This is a genomic window from Reyranella sp., from assembly GCF_965279625.1.
In the GTDB taxonomy this organism is placed as follows: domain Bacteria; phylum Pseudomonadota; class Alphaproteobacteria; order Reyranellales; family Reyranellaceae; genus Reyranella.
This window is the reverse complement of sequence record NZ_OZ257251.1, coordinates 817,473-834,336: the sequence shown is the minus strand read 5'-3', so window position 1 is coordinate 834,336 and position 16,864 is coordinate 817,473. Positions and strand designations below refer to the sequence as shown.

The 16,864-nt window shown below is 66.6% G+C and carries 18 protein-coding genes; 11 read left to right on the top strand and 7 right to left on the bottom strand.

Annotated elements, in window-relative coordinates:
• Window positions 1-10: 10 nt before the first annotated feature.
• Window positions 11-307: an outer membrane protein assembly factor BamE domain-containing protein gene (bamE, locus tag ACQY78_RS03970; protein WP_428682957.1), complete on the bottom strand. Its 297-nt coding sequence runs from the start codon at window positions 305-307 to the stop codon at window positions 11-13.
• A gap of 195 nt (window positions 308-502) precedes the next feature.
• Between bamE and ACQY78_RS03965 the strand changes: the two genes are divergently transcribed.
• Genes ACQY78_RS03965 through ACQY78_RS03950 form a run of 4 tightly spaced genes read left to right on the top strand, consistent with a single transcriptional unit; the run spans window position 503 to window position 3,615 of the window.
• Window positions 503-1,618: a pyridoxal phosphate-dependent aminotransferase gene (locus ACQY78_RS03965; protein ID WP_428682955.1), complete on the top strand. Its 1,116-nt coding sequence runs from the start codon at window positions 503-505 to the stop codon at window positions 1,616-1,618.
• A gap of 7 nt (window positions 1,619-1,625) precedes the next feature.
• Window positions 1,626-2,399, top strand: coding sequence for an ABC transporter ATP-binding protein (locus tag ACQY78_RS03960; RefSeq protein ID WP_428682953.1), 774 nt, complete (start codon window positions 1,626-1,628; stop codon window positions 2,397-2,399).
• Window positions 2,396-3,193 (top strand): ABC transporter permease, encoded by a 798-nt coding sequence (locus tag ACQY78_RS03955; RefSeq protein WP_425065678.1) that lies wholly within the window; start codon window positions 2,396-2,398, stop codon window positions 3,191-3,193. Before ACQY78_RS03960 ends, ACQY78_RS03955 begins: the two co-directional genes overlap by 4 nt.
• A gap of 26 nt (window positions 3,194-3,219) precedes the next feature.
• A complete protein-coding gene (locus tag ACQY78_RS03950; protein ID WP_428682951.1) occupies window positions 3,220-3,615 on the top strand; it encodes a hypothetical protein in 396 nt (131 codons plus the stop codon).
• Between the two features lie 10 nt (window positions 3,616-3,625).
• On the opposite strand, the gene mepA is transcribed toward ACQY78_RS03950, so the two are convergent.
• Window positions 3,626-4,492, bottom strand: coding sequence for a penicillin-insensitive murein endopeptidase (mepA, locus tag ACQY78_RS03945; RefSeq protein WP_428682949.1), 867 nt, complete (start codon window positions 4,490-4,492; stop codon window positions 3,626-3,628).
• Here mepA and ACQY78_RS03940 point away from each other — a divergent pair.
• The 3 genes from ACQY78_RS03940 to ACQY78_RS03930 are packed head-to-tail and all read left to right on the top strand — an operon-like array spanning window position 4,491 to window position 7,453.
• Window positions 4,491-5,291: an enoyl-CoA hydratase/isomerase family protein gene (locus ACQY78_RS03940; protein ID WP_428682947.1), complete on the top strand. Its 801-nt coding sequence runs from the start codon at window positions 4,491-4,493 to the stop codon at window positions 5,289-5,291. The genes mepA and ACQY78_RS03940 overlap by 2 nt on opposite strands.
• A gap of 2 nt (window positions 5,292-5,293) precedes the next feature.
• On the top strand, window positions 5,294-6,130 hold the full coding sequence (locus ACQY78_RS03935; protein ID WP_428682945.1) for a TauD/TfdA dioxygenase family protein: 837 nt from the start codon (window positions 5,294-5,296) through the stop codon (window positions 6,128-6,130).
• A 12-nt stretch (window positions 6,131-6,142) separates the two neighbouring features.
• Window positions 6,143-7,453: a hemolysin family protein gene (locus tag ACQY78_RS03930; protein ID WP_428682943.1), complete on the top strand. Its 1,311-nt coding sequence runs from the start codon at window positions 6,143-6,145 to the stop codon at window positions 7,451-7,453.
• Between the two features lie 4 nt (window positions 7,454-7,457).
• Here ACQY78_RS03930 and ACQY78_RS03925 read toward each other — a convergent pair whose 3' ends face one another.
• From ACQY78_RS03925 to ACQY78_RS03915, 3 genes are read right to left on the bottom strand one after another with little or no spacing between them, the layout of a single operon-like run.
• Entirely contained in the window at window positions 7,458-9,896 is a 2,439-nt protein-coding gene (locus ACQY78_RS03925) for a penicillin acylase family protein (RefSeq protein WP_428682941.1), read from the bottom strand.
• A 4-nt stretch (window positions 9,897-9,900) separates the two neighbouring features.
• Complete coding sequence (locus ACQY78_RS03920) at window positions 9,901-11,058, bottom strand: CaiB/BaiF CoA transferase family protein (protein WP_428682939.1); 1,158 nt, start codon at window positions 11,056-11,058, stop codon at window positions 9,901-9,903.
• A gap of 9 nt (window positions 11,059-11,067) precedes the next feature.
• The gene (locus ACQY78_RS03915) at window positions 11,068-11,943 is read right to left on the bottom strand and encodes a DMT family transporter (RefSeq protein ID WP_428682937.1); all 876 of its coding nucleotides are present in this window, start codon (window positions 11,941-11,943) and stop codon (window positions 11,068-11,070) included.
• A 167-nt stretch (window positions 11,944-12,110) separates the two neighbouring features.
• Here ACQY78_RS03915 and ACQY78_RS03910 point away from each other — a divergent pair, with 167 nt between their 5' ends.
• Genes ACQY78_RS03910 through ACQY78_RS03895 form a run of 4 tightly spaced genes read left to right on the top strand, consistent with a single transcriptional unit; the run spans window position 12,111 to window position 15,354 of the window.
• Window positions 12,111-12,983 carry a YheT family hydrolase gene (locus ACQY78_RS03910; RefSeq protein WP_428682935.1) on the top strand — a complete coding sequence of 291 codons (873 nt, stop codon included), beginning with the start codon at window positions 12,111-12,113 and terminating at the stop codon, window positions 12,981-12,983.
• On the top strand, window positions 12,980-13,963 hold the full coding sequence (locus tag ACQY78_RS03905; RefSeq protein ID WP_428682933.1) for a YheT family hydrolase: 984 nt from the start codon (window positions 12,980-12,982) through the stop codon (window positions 13,961-13,963). Before ACQY78_RS03910 ends, ACQY78_RS03905 begins: the two co-directional genes overlap by 4 nt.
• Window positions 13,960-15,198, top strand: a complete 1,239-nt coding sequence (locus ACQY78_RS03900) for an MFS transporter (protein ID WP_428682931.1) — start codon at window positions 13,960-13,962, stop codon at window positions 15,196-15,198. The genes ACQY78_RS03905 and ACQY78_RS03900 overlap by 4 nt, the downstream gene beginning before the upstream one ends.
• A gap of 30 nt (window positions 15,199-15,228) precedes the next feature.
• Entirely contained in the window at window positions 15,229-15,354 is a 126-nt protein-coding gene (locus ACQY78_RS03895; RefSeq protein ID WP_428682929.1) for a hypothetical protein, read from the top strand.
• Here the strand turns inward: ACQY78_RS03895 and ACQY78_RS03890 are convergent.
• The gene (locus tag ACQY78_RS03890; protein WP_428682927.1) at window positions 15,351-15,839 is read right to left on the bottom strand and encodes an NUDIX hydrolase; all 489 of its coding nucleotides are present in this window, start codon (window positions 15,837-15,839) and stop codon (window positions 15,351-15,353) included. The genes ACQY78_RS03895 and ACQY78_RS03890 overlap by 4 nt on opposite strands.
• A 10-nt stretch (window positions 15,840-15,849) precedes the next feature.
• Window positions 15,850-16,860, bottom strand: a complete 1,011-nt coding sequence (gene hemB / locus ACQY78_RS03885) for a porphobilinogen synthase (RefSeq protein WP_428682925.1) — start codon at window positions 16,858-16,860, stop codon at window positions 15,850-15,852.
• Window positions 16,861-16,864: the final 4 nt, after the last annotated feature.

Below are 16,864 nucleotides of genomic sequence, written 5' to 3'. Positions count from 1 at the left end.
TAGCGCCAGCCTATGGCGCTGTCATCTGGGCCGATTGGGCCGCCTTGCCGTAGGTCTCGACCTTCCCGTCCGTGAAGCAGACGTAGTAGCGGTCGGACATCGACCATGGCGTGCGGCTCCAGAAGTCCCTCAGAACCGTGTAGTAGGCGCAATCCTTGCCGGGGGTATAGGTCGATCCTTCGGGCGGTCCCATGACCGCTCGGACCTGCTCGCGGTCCATTCCGGCCTGGAGACGCTCGACGTTGTCGCCGTGCACGCAGCCGGCCAGAAGGAGGGCGGCCGCAAGCAGGCTGGGTGGATACTTCATGGCTTTCTCCTGTGATTAGTAGGGTTGGGCCTGGCCGCCAACAATTGTCGTGCAGGCGGATGGCTGGCGCAATTCGGAACGATGCGGTACGTCCGCAGGATGCAGGACCACCCCAGATTTGTTGCGCCGGGCCTCCCGGCTTCGCTGAGCGGCGCCACCGCCGGCCTGGCCGAAACCCCCATTTCCGAAGTGGCAATGACCGTTTTCGGGGACCCGGACGTCGTGCCGCTGTGGTTCGGCGAAAGCGACCTCGTGACTCCGGATTTCGTGCGCAACGCCGCGGCCAAGGGACTGCAGGCGGGCGAGACGTTCTACACGTGGCAGCGCGGCATTCCCGAGCTGCGGAGCGCTCTGTCGGCCTACACCGAGCGGCTGTATCGCATCAAATGCCCGGTGGAGCGCCTGACGGTGACGACCGGCGGCATGCAGGCCATCCTGCTGACCTGCCAGCTCCTGCTCGATCCCGGCGACAACATCGTGATCGTCTCGCCGATCTGGCCGAACATCACGTCGGCGACAAAGCTGGTGGGTGGTGTCCCGAAGTACGTGGCGCTCGACCGGACGCCGGCCGGCGGCTGGAAGCTCGACCTGCAGAAGGTCTTCGACACGGTCGACGACCGCACGCGTGCGATCTTCGTCAACTCTCCGGGCAATCCCACCGGCTGGACGATGTCCACCGAAGAGCAGTCGGCGCTGCTTGAATTCGCGAGGAAGCGCGGCGTCTGGATCATGGCCGACGAGGTCTATGCCCGCCTGATCTACACCAAGCGTCCCGACGGCCGGCAGGTGGCGCCGTCCTTCCTCGAGCTGGCCGGACCGGACGATCCGGTCATCGTCCTCAACAGCTTCTCCAAGCCGTGGGCGATGACGGGCTGGCGTCTGGGCTGGCTCACCCATCCGGCGGCGCTGGGCGACCAATTCGCCAAGCTGGTCCAGATCAACACGTCGGGCGTACCCGCCTTCCTGCAGAAGGGCGCCGTGGCGGCGCTGGAGCAGGGCGATGCCTTCGTCAGCGAAATGGTCGAACGCTGCCGGTCGGGTGGCGAACTGGTGTTCCAGCGTCTCTCCGCCCTGCCGAAGGTGAAGATCGCGCGGCCGGATGCGGCCTTCTATGCCTTCTTCTCGGTCGAGGGCGTCAGCGACACGCTGGCCTTCTGCAAGACGATGGCCAAGCAGTACAAGGTAGGCTTGGCACCCGGCGAGGCGTTCGGGCCGGGCGGGCAGGGCAATGTCCGCCTGTGCTTCGCGTCGAGCGCGGAGCGGCTGAGCAAGGGTCTCGATCGCATCGAAGCGGCGGTCAAGGCGTTGTGATGCCGGCATGCCAGAATCGCCCTCCATCGCGGTCCAGCACCTGCGCAAGGTGTATGGCGAGATCGTCGCGGTCGACGATCTGAGCTTCTCGGCCCCGCGCGGGGCCGTGTTGGGACTGCTCGGCGGCAACGGCGCGGGCAAGACGACCACCATCGCCATGCTGCTCGGCCTGCTGGAGCCTACGGCCGGCAGCATCGAGGTTCTCGGCATCGACATGCTGCGGCGGCGCTACGCGGCGCTGCCGCGGATGAATTTCTCCTCACCCTATGTCGACCTGCCGCATCGCCTGACGGTGCGCCAGAACCTGCAGTTCTACGGCCGGCTCTATGGGGTGAAGGACCTGCGGCACCGCATCGAGGAGATCGCCGAGCACATGCAGGTCTCGGCCTTCCTCGATCGCCCGGCGGGCAAGCTATCGGCCGGCCAGAAGACGCGCGTGGCGCTGGCCAAGGCGCTGATCAACCGGCCCGACGTGCTGCTGCTCGACGAGCCGACCGCCTCGCTCGACCCGGATACCGCCGACTGGGTGCGCGGCTACCTGGAAACGTACCAGCGCGAAACCCACGCCACGATCCTGCTCGCGTCGCACAACATGGCCGAGGTCGAGCGTCTGTGCGACGACGTGATCCTGCTGCAGGCCGGCAAGGTGTTCGAGCGCGGCAGTCCGCGCGAACTGCTCGATCGGTTCGGCCGCGAGGACATGGAGGAGGTGTTCCTCGACATGGCGCGGGGCCGGGCGCGAGGCCTCGACGCCCTGAAGCCCGACGGGACCAAGCCATGAGCGGCTCCGCCAACCGCATCTACGCGCTCGTGCTGCGCCATATCTATCTCTGGCGCAGCTCGGTGATGCGTCTGGTCGACTCGATCTACTGGCCGGCCGTGCAGATGGTCATGTGGGGCTTCATGACCCAGTATCTGTTGCCGCAGGCCTCGTTCGTGGCGCAGGCCGCCGGCGTGCTCCTGTCGGGACTGCTGCTCTGGGAGGTCGTGGTGCGCGGCAACCTCTCGCTCTCGATCGCCTTCCTGGAGGAGATCTGGTCGCGCAATCTCGGCCATCTCTTCGTCAGCCCGATCCGCTCCTGGGAGCTGGCCACCGGCATCATCATCGCGTCACTGCTGCGCACGCTTTTGGGCATGATCCCGGTGTCGCTGATGGCCTGGGCGTTCTTCGGCTACTCGATCTACACGCTGGGCCTGCCGTTGCTCGCCTTCTTCCTGATCCTGCAGATGTTCTCCTGGTCGATCGGGCTCGCCATGTCGGGACTGGTCATGCGGGTGGGACAGAGTGCGGAGAGCTTCGCGTGGGCGGCCGTCTTCGTGCTGATGCCGGTGAGCGGGGTGTACTATCCGGTCTCCGTGCTGCCGCACTGGCTGCAGGTCATCGCCTGGGGATTGCCGCCGGCCTACATCTTCGAAGGCATGCGCTCGATCATGCTGGAGAAGACGGTCCATTGGGACATGCTGGCCCTCGCCTTCGGGCTGTCGGCCGTCTACCTGGTGATCGGCTTCCAGGTGTTCCAATGGTTTTTCCGCTCGTCGCGACGGGCCGGTTCACTCCTCGGTCAGGGTGAGTAGAATAGGGCCGTTTCCGGAGGTGAGTGATGCTCAAGCATGTGATGGTTCCCGTTGTTCTTTCGCTCGCCGCCGCAGCGTGCTCGACAGTGGACAAATTGGGCAGCGAGCCCATTACGCCGCCCAAGCCGGTGCCGGCCTGGTCCAGCATCTACACCGTCCCCTATGACGCGATGGTCACCTGCCTCGCCGCGCCGGCCGCCAGCGGCTTCGTCGTGAACATCGAGCCGTCTTCGGCGCCCGGCACGACGACGGTCCTGTATGTGCCGCAGAGCGCCCCGCAGGCGGAGTCGCGCTATGTCGTTAAGCGCGTGCCCGACGGCACGATCCAGGTCGACTGGATCCGCATCGGCACGGTGGGCGGTCTCGACTGGCTCGACGTCCAGGCCCGCCAGCGCGCCAATCGCTGCGGCGGGATCGGCTGATCTGGCGACGCTACCGGGCGTTCAGCACCGCTGTACAGGCTGCCGGCAATTTGGGCCGGTAGGGTTTGGGCGGCGTGGTTGGCGCAACGACCGGCGCCTTGCGAAACCATGATTCCAGCGCTTCGCCGCAGCCGTCATCCTGCGCATAGTCGGCTTGGGGCTGGCACTGAGGGTTGCCGGGCGGGCAGTAGAGGCGGACATGGAAGTGCGAATCGTGCCCGTACCAGGGTACGAGCTTGCGCAGCCAGGACCGGTCGCCCCCGACCGTCTGGCAGAGCCGCTGCTTGATCCACTTGTTGACGAACATGCGGTCCAGATTCGGCATCTGCGCGGCCGTTCTCAGCAGGAATACATGCTGTTCATTGAAGACCGTGTCGTCGATGCCGCTATCGTCGGCCTTCACCAGCGAACGCAGTCGCGGGTTTTCGCGGTCGCCCGGCGCGCGCCGCGCCCCGGGCTGGCGCTCGAACCAGATGTCGGCATCGAGCCCGACCTGGTGGCTGGCGTGGCCTGACGGGGCCGGACCGCCGCGCGGCTGGCCGATGTCGCCGATGTAGAGATGGGCCTGGCCGGCGGCCCGGATCTTCTCCGACAGGGTCCTGATGAACTCGATCGTGACAGGCTGGCCCCAGTAGCGGTTGCGGCTGACCCGGATCGCCTCGTAGCCGGGGCCTTCCAGTGGCAGCGCCTGGGCGCCCTGCAGGCATCCGGCGGTATAGAAGCCGATCGACTGGGTCGGGCCCGGCGCGGGCGTCTGGACCGTGGCCCAGTCGTCGGCGCGGGCCGCGTTCGTGAGGAAAAGGAGAGCCGCGAGCAGCGGAACCGCGATGCGCATCATCTTGTTGGCACGATAGTCGCTCGCTAAGACTTTGCCCATGGCCGACTACGAGTACCTCAAGATCGATCGGCAGGGCGCCGTCACGTTCCTGACGCTGAACCGGCCGCAGCGGCGCAATGCGCTGACGCACCGCATGATGCTGGAACTGGAGGACGCCTTCGTCGGCGTCGGAAACGATCCGGCCTGCCGGGTGCTGGTGCTGCGCGGGGCGGGCGGGCACTTCTGCGCCGGCGGCGATCTCGACACGATGGCCGACCTTCCGCCCGTGCCGCCGGGTGGCTTGGACCCGCTGCTGCCCACCTATCGTCAGTTCGGCAACGCGTTACTCGCCCTGGAAGCTCTGCCGCAAGCGACCATCGCCGTTGTCGAAGGCTCGGCGGTCGGGGCGGGCTTCGGCATGGCCTGCTGCTCTGACGTCGTGGTCCTGCGCGAAGACGCCCGCTTCGGTATTCCCGAACCCAGGGTCGGTTTCATCCCCTCGCAGATCGTCCCGTTCCTGGTGCGGCGCATGGGCGAGGGGGCGGTGCGCGACCTCGCCGTGACGGGCCGCGTGATCGACGCCGCCGAGGCGTACCGGCTGGGAGTCGGGCGCCATCTCTGCGCGACTGGCGCCGAGGTCGAAGCGACGCTGCAGGGTCTACTCGATGACATCCTGAAGATGGAGCCCAAGGCGCTGGCCGTGGCCAAGCGGCTGGTCCTTTCCTGCGCGAAGAAGGATGATCTGGACGTGCTCGACGAGGCGGCGGGAAACCTGGTCGGCCTGCTGCGCCAACCGGAGGCGGCTGAAGGCATCCGGCACTTCATGGCGAAGACGACGCCCTCCTGGGCCAAGAGGTAGACATGCGAAACTATCGCCACATCGAAGTGAGGCCGATCGCGGGGGCGCTGGGCGCGGAGATCCACGGCGTCGACATGGCGCAGGATCTCGATGCGGAGGTCGTGGCCGAGATGCGCAAGGCGTTGCTCGACCATCTCGTGATCTTCCTGCGCGACCAGACCGTGACGCCGCTCCAGCAGCTCGCCTTTGCGCGGAAGTTCGGCGAACCGGTCGAGTATCCGCAGCTCAAGGGCCTCCCCGAGTCGCAGATGATCACCCCGGTGGTGAAGCTCGAGCACGAGCGAAACAATTTCGGCGGGATCTGGCATTCCGATACGACCTACCTGCCGGTGCCCCCGATGGGCAGCATGCTGCTGGCGCGCGAGGTACCGGCCTTCGGCGGCGACACGATGTTCGCCAACCAGTACCTCGCCTACGAGGCTCTGTCGGACGGGCTGAGGGCGACGCTCGACGGGCTGATCGGCGTCAGTTCCTCGGCCAAGGCCGACGTGACCAAGACCCGCGAGGATCGCATGAAGGCGGCGGGCGCCGAGCTCAAGGTGATGACGGCCGAGCATCCGATCGTGCGGACCCATCCGGAAACCGGCCGCAAGGCGCTCTATACGTCCGACGCCCATACGGCGCACATCAAGGGCTGGACGGAGAAGGAGAGCCTGCCGCTGCTGCGCTTCCTGTGGGAGCACCAGACGCGGCCCGAGTTCACCTGCCGCTTCCGCTGGGAAGCCGGCTCGCTGGCCTTCTGGGACAATCGCTGCGCGATGCACAATCCGATCAACGACTATCACGGCTTCCGGCGCGTGATGCACCGGATCACGCTCGCTGGCGACAAGCCGCGATAGAGGGAGAGGGACATGTCCGGAGCGGGAGGTTTGCTGGCGGTCCTGGTGCTGGTCGCGGCCAACGGGTTCTTCGTGGCCGCCGAGTTCTCGCTGGTCGCCGTCCGCCGCAGCCGGGTCATCGAACTCGCCGCCTCGGGACGGATCAATGCCAAGGCGCTGGTGCGGGCCCTCGACCATCTCGATTCCAACCTCGCGGCCACGCAGCTGGGCATCACCATCTCGTCCCTGGCGCTGGGCTGGATCGGCGAGCCGGCGATCGCGCACCTGATCGAAGAGCCTCTGGCGCAGCTCTGGGGCACGATGGCCGGCGTAAGCGCCTACGCGATCGCCGTCGGTATCTCCTTCCTGCTGATCACGGCGCTGCACATCGTGCTGGGCGAACTGGCGCCCAAGAGCCTCGCCCTCCAGCGCAGCGAAGGCACGGCCCTGTGGGTGGTGCGGCCGCTCAGCCTGTTCAGGTGGCTTCTCAGCCCGGCCATCCTCGTGCTGAACGGGATGGGAAATCTCGTGCTGAGACTGTGCGGGCTGCGGCCGGGAACAGGGGAGGAATCCCTGCATTCGCCGGGTGAGCTGAAGCTGCTGGTCGAGGCCAGCCAGGATGCCGGGCTCCTGCAGGATGCGCAGGAAGAGGTCATGGTGCGCGCGCTCGAAATCGGCAATCGCCGCATCGGCGAGATCATGACTCCCCGAACCGAACTCGACTGGATCGACATCAACGACGAGCGCGACGAGATCGTGCGGACGGTCCTGGAGAGCCCCTATGAGCAGATGCTGGTCGGGCGCGGGAGTATCGACAACCTGCTGGGCGCGGTCACCAAGACGGACCTGCTGAACCAGATGCTGCGCGGCGGCACAATCGACCCCGGCGCCGTGGTCGTGGCGCCGCTGATGGTCCATGAGGCCATGCCGATCTTCAAGGTGCTGGAGCAGTTCAAGAAGACGCCGGTACGGCTTGCCGTGGTGGTCGACGAGTATGGCGGCATCGAGGGAATCGTCACGCAGGCGGACCTGCTGGAAGCCTTGGCCGGCGACCTTCCGGAGGCGCTGGGCGAGGATCCCGACGTCTTCGAGCGCGAGGACGGCTCGCTGCTGATCGACGGCATGGCGCCGGTGCATGCGACCCTCGACCGGCTGAAGCTCGACAAGCTGCCCGTCAGCACCAAGTTCCACACGATCGCCGGCTTCGCCCTGGCCCAGCTCGGCCATATCCCGACGGCCGGCGAGCAATTCACCTACGAAGACTGGACCTTCGAGATCGTCGACATGGACGGGCGGCGGATCGACAAGCTGCTGGTGCGCCGCACGCCGACGCTCGAGGCCTGACCCGTCAGTGTGCCGACGGGGGCGCCAGCGTCAGCGTGCCGATGGCGCTGCGGGCCGTTTCGGCGCGGGTGCCGCCGATGTTGATGTAGGCGAGCTTCTGCCAGGGTTCGACGAAGTTGCGCGCCCACGGGGAGAGCATGTTTCCAGACTGCCCGAGCGGCGTCGCGAACCGGCTGTTTTCGAGATCGCTGAAATCGTAGATGCCGCGATAGCCCGCGCCGTGCACCGCGTCGAACGGCCGGTTGCCGCGGAACGAGGGCGAGGCCCGGTTGAGCGTCTGGTTCCCTCCGTCGGACGGATAGCGCACCGAGGCGATGTCACGCAGCAGGGGGATACCATCGAACAGGGGATGGCGATGCACGGCGAGGTGCTCACGGCCCCATTGCCATTTGGTCATGTCGGCGCCCTGACGGCGCGAGATCCAGTCGAGCGCACGGTCGAGCGCCAGGGCGATTGCCTCCTCGCAGGACTCGGTCTGGCGCGTGCCGCCATCGTCGCACCAGCCCGGCTTGTCGCGCAGGATACGCACCAGCAGGGGGACATTGGGCACCGCCAGCGAGGCGTAGAGATCCTCTCCCAACTCGTCGCCCAGCAGGCCCTTCTGAAGTTCGGCGAGCCAGGCGTCGTAGATCAGGGGCTCGGGGCGGCTCGCCAGCATGAACATGTTCCACCGCGCGAGCAGCTCGCGGGCCTGCGCGGCGCGGGCGTTGCGCGGCGTCCCCTTCAGCAGGTAGGGCAACATCTCCGCGGCATCGAGCGTGAGATTGTCGGCCTGCATGACGATCATGCCGTAGACCGGATGGCGCTCGACCTCGCCCAGCAGCTGCGCGGCCCGGCGCTGGCGATAGGGCTCGGCCCAGTCCCGGCTGATGAAGTGGCGGTAGTCGTCGGGCACGAGCCTGCCGTTGGCGTTGACGATCACGCCGGTCCCTGGATTGTAGACGCGCGGCAGGTCGTCGAACGGCACGAAGCCCGCCCAGTCGAATTCCGAGGTCCATCCCGGCACCGGCATCGAGCCGTCGCCCTTGCGCCGGATCGGTACGCGCGCCGGCGAGATCAGGCCGATATTCCCCGACGTGTCGGCATAGACCATGTTCTGCATCGGCGAGACGATGCGACGGGCCGCCGACAGGAAATCCTCCCAGTTCTGCGCCGAGCCGATGCGGCTGAAACCCTCGGCCGAAGTGTCGGCGCCATCGAGTGCGGTCGCCTGCAGGGCCAGGACGTGTCCCTGCGGCGTGAGGTTGTCGCCGCGGCGGACGAAGTCGTCGATCACCGGGCCGTGCCGCGTCTCGCGGACGCGCATCGTGATGGGATCGCCCCAGGCGACCTTGATCGTCTCGTCGCGCACCGCGAAGGGACGGGCGCCGTCGGGCGTGATGTAGCGGTTGGGGTCGGTCGGATCGACGCGCTCGACGAAGACGTCCTGGCTGTCGAGGTTGGTGGTCGTGAAGCCCCAGCCGATCGTGCCGTTGTGGCCCAGCACCACGGCGGGCGAACCCGGTGAGGTGGCGCCGCGGATGTCGAAGCCCGGACCGACCAGGCGGGCGAGGTACCAGACACCGGGAAAGCTGAAGCCGAGATGCGGATCGTTGGCGAGCAGCGGGCGTCCCGAGACCGCGTGTGCGCCCGACAGCACCCACTCGTTCGAGGCCTCGCGCTTGCGGGTGACCTCGTTGTCGGTGCCATGGAAGATGCGGTCGAGGTCGATGCCCTTCGTGGCCGCCATGACCATCGAGAGCGTCGAGTCCTTGCTGTCGCCGGAGGGCTGGATCAGGAACTTCACCCCGTCCTCGCCGATCTTCTGCGACAGCCGCAGGCGCAAGAGTTCGGCGCGCCAGTTGCCGTCGAGGCCGAGCGCCATGAGCTTCGCCCAGACCAGCGAATCCGCGGGCCGCCAGGGCTCGGGTCGGTAACGTCCGCCGGACAGGAGCTTGATCAGCGTGAGTTCCAGCCCGTACTGCTGGGCGTCGTTGGAGATCCAGGCATTCACGCCCGCCGCATACGCGTCGAGCTGGGCGCGCATGGCCGGCGACAGCGCGCCCACGCTCTCGTTGGCGCGCCGGTAGACGCCGAGGCCGCGCATCGTGCGGTCGGTGTCGACCAGTCCCTGGCCGACCACGGCCGGCGGCACGAGTTCTGCGAGACGCCCTTGGCCGATGCGGCGCATCAGCTCCATCTGCCAGAACCGGTCCTGGGCATGGACGTAGCCCAGGGCGAAGGAGGCATCCTCGATCGACCCCGCGATGATGTGCGGCACGGCATTCTTGTCGCGCAGGATCTCCACGGGGGCCTTGAGGCCCGTCGCCTCGAGCTGGCCCGCGTAGCTCGGCAGTGCGCCACGCACATGGAAGTACGTGCCGGCCAGCAAGACCGCGACGGCCAGCGCCGTGCCGAGCAGGAGCTTTCCGAGAAAGGCTGCGAGGCGGACCAACAGCCTCACCGGGTCAACCGCCCAGATAGGAAAGGATCGCGTCGCGGTCGCTGTCGAGGTCCGGCGCGGGCGCGCGCGTCGTCGGGTCGGGGAAGGCCGACATCTTGAGCGGGTTGCCAGCCAGCTTCAGCGTGCCGCCGCTGCCGTCCGGCACGTCGACCAGCATGTTGCGAGCGGCGACCTGCGGATGCTCGATGGCCTGCGCGATGTTGTTGATCGGGCCGCAGGGCACGCCGCCCTTGGACACGACGGCGATCCAGTGATCGGTCGTGTTGGTCTTCAGCACGGACTCGATTTCCTGCTTCAGCTTCTGCTGGCTCTTCTGGCGCAGCGCATTCGACTTGTAGGCGGGATCGTTCGCCATGTCGGAACGGCCCAGCGCCTCGCACATCTTGATGAACAGGCTGTCGTTGCCCGCCGCGATGATCATCGAGCCGTCGGAAGTGGCGAAGGCCTCGAAGGGGGTGATGGTGGGATGGCGCGCACCGAGCGGGCCGGGGATTTCCTTCTCGACCGTGTAACGCATGATCGCGTTCTCGAGCAGCGCGAGTTGGCAGTCGAACATCGCGATGTCGACCTTGGTGGACTCTCCGGTCGTGAGCCGGTGCACGAGCGCGGCATTCACGGCGACGGCGGTGTAGAGGCCGGCGCCGATGTCGCCGATCGACATGCCGACCCGGCTCGGCGGCTGACCCTCGTTGCCAGTGATGCTCATGATGCCGCCCTGGCCCTGCATGACCATGTCGTAGGCGGGGTCCTTCGAGTTGGGACCGGTGTGGCCGAAGCCCGAGGCCGAGGCGTAGATCAGCTTGGGATACTTGGCATGCAGCGTCTCCCAGCCGTAGCCCAGCTTCTCCATGGTGCCGGGGCGGAAGTTCTCGACGACGACGTCGGCCTTCTCGAGCAACTTCTCGAAGATCTTGCGGTGCTCGTCGTTCTTGAGGTCGAGCGCGATGCTCTCCTTGCCGCGGTTCACCGACGCGAAATAGGTCGACTTGCCGTTTACAAAGGGACCATAGGCGCGGGCATCGTCGCCGCCCTTGGGCGGCTCGACCTTGATCACCCGGGCGCCCATTTCGGCCATCAGAAGGGTGCAGTAGGGACCCGCCAGGATGCGGGAGAGATCGACGACGAGAATGCCCGACAGCGGGCCCTTGGTATTCTGGGTCATGCCCGGTTCTTAGCCAGTGGATCGTCGTGAATCCAGCCACACGTTGACCGCCGCCGCCGAGATCACGATTGCGCCGCCAAACAAGGTGAGATCGTCCGGCTTTTCGCCATCGAACAGCCACACCCAGACCGGCCCCAGCACCAGCTCGAGCAAGCCGAGCAGGGCCGCCTGCGCCGCCGGAATGCGCTTCAGGCTGGCCATGTAGAGCAGCAGGCCGACCGCCAGCTGGCCCGGGCTCAGGGCGAAAAGCCAGGGCAATTGCGACCAAGTGACGTTCTCGGGGTGGGCAAAGGGCAGCGCCACCAAGCCGGAGATCAGGCCGGCCAGCCAGATCGACGGGGTCATGCCGATGTCGCGGCGGTGCCGGACGACAACGTAATTGCCGCTCATGCAGAGCACGACGATGAAGGCGACCGCCATGCCGGCCAGGGCGCCCGGCTTCAGGGACCCGGCGACGCTGATTGCCAGGCCAACCACGGCCGCCGCCATGGCGAGGATCGTGTGACCATGCAGAGGCTCGCGCAGGAACAGGCGGGCGGCGATGGCGGTGATGAAGGGCGTCGCGCCGAACATGATCAGCACGTTGGCGACCGGCGCCAGCCCGAGCGCCAGGATGAAACTCACGAAGCTTCCCGCAAGCAGAACGGCGCTGAGCAACAGGGCGCGGCCGCCGTTGCGGATGTCGATCATCACCTGCCGGCGCTGCCAGAGCAGAAGCGGCAGCATGGTGGCGACGAGGAGGGCCGAGCGCCAGAAGGACACGTCCCATGCAGGAAGGTCGATCCGACGAACGATGACGCCTGCCGTGCTGAAGGTAATCGCGGCCGCGACGGCGAACAGCACACCGAGCAGAGGGGAACTTGGCAAGGTGGCGAGCGTTTTCATGCGAACCCAAGCGTGAATACGGACCCCCCGTGCCCCCGTCCATCGATTCCCTCGATTTGCCGCCATTCAAGCCGCGCTTTCCGTGGTGGGGACCGGACCTTCAGACGATCGCCATCCGGCTCACGTCGGCGCGCGTATGCGACCTCGCCCCCCATACCAGCGAGCGTATGGCCTTCGCGATGGCAGACCGAACCGGCGACATCCTGCTCGGCATGCTCGATCATCCGGTTGAACTGGTGGAGGAGCGACCGCTCGCCGTTCTGATCCATGGACTGACGGGCAGCGAGAACAGCGCCTATATACTGAATGCAGCACGTCATCTGCTGGACGGCGGTTACCGCGTGCTGCGGCTCAATCTGCGTGGTTGTGGACCGTCGCGTCCGCATTGCCGTGAGCACTATCATGTCGGGCGTACCGCCGACTTCCGCCGCGTCCTATCGCAGCTCCCCGACGACATGACTACCAATGGAATAGTCGCCGTCGGCTACTCGCTGGGCGGGGCGATGCTCCTCAAGTACCTGGGCGAGGAGGGATCTTTCGCGCCCCTGCGGGGCGCCGCAACCATCTGCGCGCCGATCGACCTGTCACGCACCTGCAAGCACATGATGCGGGCGCGCAACTGGCTCTATCACACCTATCTCCTGAACGACATGAAGGCCGAAGCGCTGGCGCCGGGTGCGCTGACCTCGCCTGAGGAACGCGAGATCATCAAGTCCGCGCGCAGTGTCTGGGACTACGATGATCGGTTTATCTCGCCGCGTTACGGCTTCCGCGGCGCCGAGGATTATTACGAGCTGTGCTCGCCGCTCGCCTTCATGCCCGAGATCCGCGTGCCGACGATGGTCATCGCGTCGTGCGACGATCCCTGGATCCCCGTCGAGTACTATCGGGAGTTCAACTGGTCCGAAAATACGTCGCTCGTCCCGCTCATGCCGCCGGCCGGTGGACACATTGGCTTCCATGCCCATGACAGTGCCCGGCCATGGTGCGACCTGGCAGTGGAGAAATTCTTCGACCGACTTGCTACCATGGAAGAGTGACTCTCCATCTCCCGCCGTTTCGTGCGCGCTTCCCCTGGTGGGGGGCGGACCTCCAGACGCTGGCCAATTACCTGAAGCCGCCGCGCCCGGATCTCGCCCCGCACAGGTCGGAGCGGCTCACGGTCGATCTCCTCGATGGAACGGGTGACCGTTTGGTCTGTGCCGTGGACCGGCCATCGCTGCCGGCGAAAGGCACGCCCCTGACGATCCTCATCCACGGGCTGACCGGTTCGCAGGAAAGCTCCTACATGCTCAGCATGGCCCGCCGTCTCCTCGACGCCGGTGAACGCGTGCTTCGGGTGAACCTCCGCGGCGCGGGACCGTCGCGCGCAACCTGCGGCGGTCAGTATTATGCCGGCCGCAGCCAGGATTTCCGCGCCTTGCTGGCGAACCTTCCCGCCGAACTGACGTCCGATGGCCTGCGAGCCGTCGGTTACTCGCTGGGAGGGGCGATGCTGCTCAAATATCTGGGTGAGGAGGGCGGGACGGCGCCCTTGCTCGCTGCGGCGACGGTCTGCGCCCCCGTCAACCTCTCCGCGACCTGCCGGCGGATGCTGGAGCGGCGCAATTTCATCTATCACCGCCATCTCCTCGGCCAGATGAAGGTGGAGGCCACGGCGGCGGGTGCGCAACTCGAGGTGGCCGAGAGGTCCGCCATCCTTGGGGCCCGTTCGGTTTGGGAATACGACGAAGTCTTCATCGCACCCCGTCACGGCTTCGCCGGCGCCGAGGACTATTACGAGCGCTGCAAGCCCATTCGCTTCATGGGCGGTATTCGCGTGCCGACCCTGGTACTGGGGGCGCTCGACGATCCGTGGATTCCCGGCGGGCTCTACAGCGGCTACGATTGGGCCGGCAACGAGGCGCTGACATCCTTGCTGCCGGCGCAGGGCGGCCATGTCGGCTTTCATGGCGCCGGTAGCCCTCTGCCCTGGAGTGATCTCGCCGTGGCAACCTTCTTTGGGATCAACCGGGCATGACGCGCCGAGATGGCAGTCTTGACGCGCTGAATTTCTTCCTCGCCGATGTGCGCGACGGGTTGGGACCCTACCTCGCGATCTACCTGCTCACGGTCCAGAAATGGGACGCGGCCAGCATCGGCGTCGTCATGTCGATCGGTGGCATTGCCGGCATCCTGGCCCAGACGCCGGCCGGCAATTTCATCGACGTCACACGCTACAAGCGCGCGGCCGTCATCGTTGCCGCGATCGTGGTGACGGCGTGTTGTCTCATCCTGCCGCTCGCCCCTGAATTTCTGCCCGTGGCGATTGCCCAGTCGATGGCCGGCATAGCAGGTTCGATCTTTGCGCCAGCGATCGCCGCCATCACGCTGGGCATGATGGGACCGAAGGCCTTCACCCGCCGCACGGGACGCAACGAGGCGTTCAACCACGCGGGCAATGCGGTCGCGGCCCTCCTGGCGGGCGGCGCGGCCTTTTTCATGGGGCCGATCGCGGTCTTCTATCTGATGGCGGCGATGGCGGTGGCGAGCATCGTGGCCACTCTCTCAATCCCGGCCCGTGCCATCGACCACGACGTGGCCCGTGGCCTCGATGACGGAATCCACCATGGCAATGCAAGACCCGCCGGGATCGCCGCGCTCTTCGAGAATCGTTCCCTGCTGGTCTTTGCGGGAAGTGTCGTGCTCTTCCACTTCGCCAATGCGGCAATGCTACCGCTCGTTGGCCAGAAGCTCGCGCTCGTGAACGAGGGGCTCGGAACGACGCTCATGGCAGCCTGCATCGTGATTGCGCAGCTCGTCATGATCCCCGCGGCATTGCTGGTCGGCGCCAAGGCGGACGATTGGGGACGAAAGCCGCTGTTCCTTGCCGGCTTCCTCATCCTCGCGCTGCGCGGGGCGCTCTATCCGCTATCGGACGATGCCTACTGGCTGGTGGGCGTGCAGGCGCTGGACGGCGTCGGCGCCGGCATTTTTGGCGCGCTGTTCCCGGTGGTCGTCGCCGACCTCACGCGGGGGACGGGCCGCTTCAACGTCAGTCTCGGCGCCATTGCGACGGCGCTGGGCCTAGGGGCCGCGCTCAGCGCGACCTTTGCCGGTTTGATTGTGGTCATGGCCGGCTATTCGGCGGCCTTTCTGGCCCTGGCGGCGATCGCGGGGATGGGCCTGCTGATCTATGCCGCCTTCATGCCCGAAACGAAGCCTCTTTCAGGACAGGAAGGGACATCGTTCATCGGGCAGACGAGGCCATCATGAGGATATTCGGAGATGGGTGAGGCGGAACCAGTGGCAATGATCGTGGGCGTGGCCTGTTCGCTGGTTGCGCTCGTGCTGGCATGGCGTGCCTATCGCGGCGCGTCGGAGGAGCAGGAGCGGCGCAAGCGCGAGCGCGAGGAGCGCGACCGCCGCTAGTTGAGGGCCATCGGCTCGGTGGGTGGCCCGTCGTGAAGAAGGGCAGAGAGGCGGGTGCCGAGGTCGATCGGCTCGAAACGTTCGGTCGAAGCGGCGATCTCGTCGGCGGTCCACCAGCGATGGCCAAGCGTCCAGCTCCGTTCCTTCTCGTCGAGGCCCGACGTGTCGATCTCGCTGCGGTCGGTGCGCGCCAGGAAGAAACGCTCCCGGTGCAGAACCTCCTTGCCGCGCCAGCTCATGACACGCTCGCGCTTCCAGACCCAGCGGGGCGTGCCGATCACCGGCAGCTTGGTTTCCTCGCCCGCCTCGCGTACCGCGGCCTGCGCATAGTCTTCGCCCGGATCGACCATGCCGCCGATCATCACCCAGAAAGGATCGAAGAACGGCTGCGCCGGATCGAACACCTGGGGATCGTGGACGTTGAACAGGAACAGCCTGTCCTGCGGATCGAGCAGGATCAGGCGGGCCGAGGGGCGCTCGATCATAGGCGGGCGATCATTTGGACTTGAGCAGCCGGGCCGCGTCGATCGCACCATAGGTCAGGATGCCGTCGCAGCCGGCACGCTTGAAGCCGGTCAGCGTCTCGATCAGTACCTTGTTCCAGTCGAGCCAGCCGCGATCGGCCGCGCCGCGCAGCATCGCGTACTCACCGCTCACCTGGTAGGCGTAGGTCGGCACGCCGAACGTGTCCTTCACGCGCCGCACAATGTCGAGATAGGGGAGGCCGGGCTTCACCATCACCATGTCGGCGCCTTCCTCGATGTCGAAGCCGACCTCACGCAGCGCCTCGTCCGAGTTGGCGTAATCCATCTGGTAGGTCTTCTTGTCGCCCTTCAGGGCGCCCGAGCTGCCGATGGCGTCGCGGAACGGATTATAGAAGGCCGAGGCGTACTTGGCGGCATACGACATGATCTGTTCGTGCTGGTGGCCCTTGGCGTCGAGGGCCGCACGGATGGCGCCGATGCGGCCGTCCATCATGTCGGAGGGCGCCTGGATGTCGGCGCCGGCCTCGGTCTGCACGATCGCCTGCTTGACCAGCGCCTCGACCGACTCGTCGTTCAGGATGCGACCGTCGCGCACGATGCCGTCATGGCCGTCGCTGTTGAACGGGTCCAGCGCCACGTCGCAGACGATGCCGATATCGGGGACGGCTTTCTTCACCGCGGTGATGGCGCGGCAGACGAGATTGCCCGGATTGTAGGCCTCGCGAGCGTCGGGCGTCTTGGCCTTGGGATCGGTCTCCGGGAAGATCGCGATGGCGGGAATGCCGAGATCGCGGGCTTCCTTTGCGGCCTCTGCGAACAGGTCGATCGAGAGGCGGTCGACCCCCGGCATGGAGGCGACTGGCGTGCGGGCGTTCTGGCCCTCCTGCACGAAGACCGGCCAGATCAGGTCGTCGACGGATAGCTTGTGTTCGGCGACGAGCCGGCGGGACCATTCCTCACCGCGATTGCGGCGGAGGCGGGTCGTGGGATAGCGGCCGAGGGTCGTGAAACGGGCAGACATGATC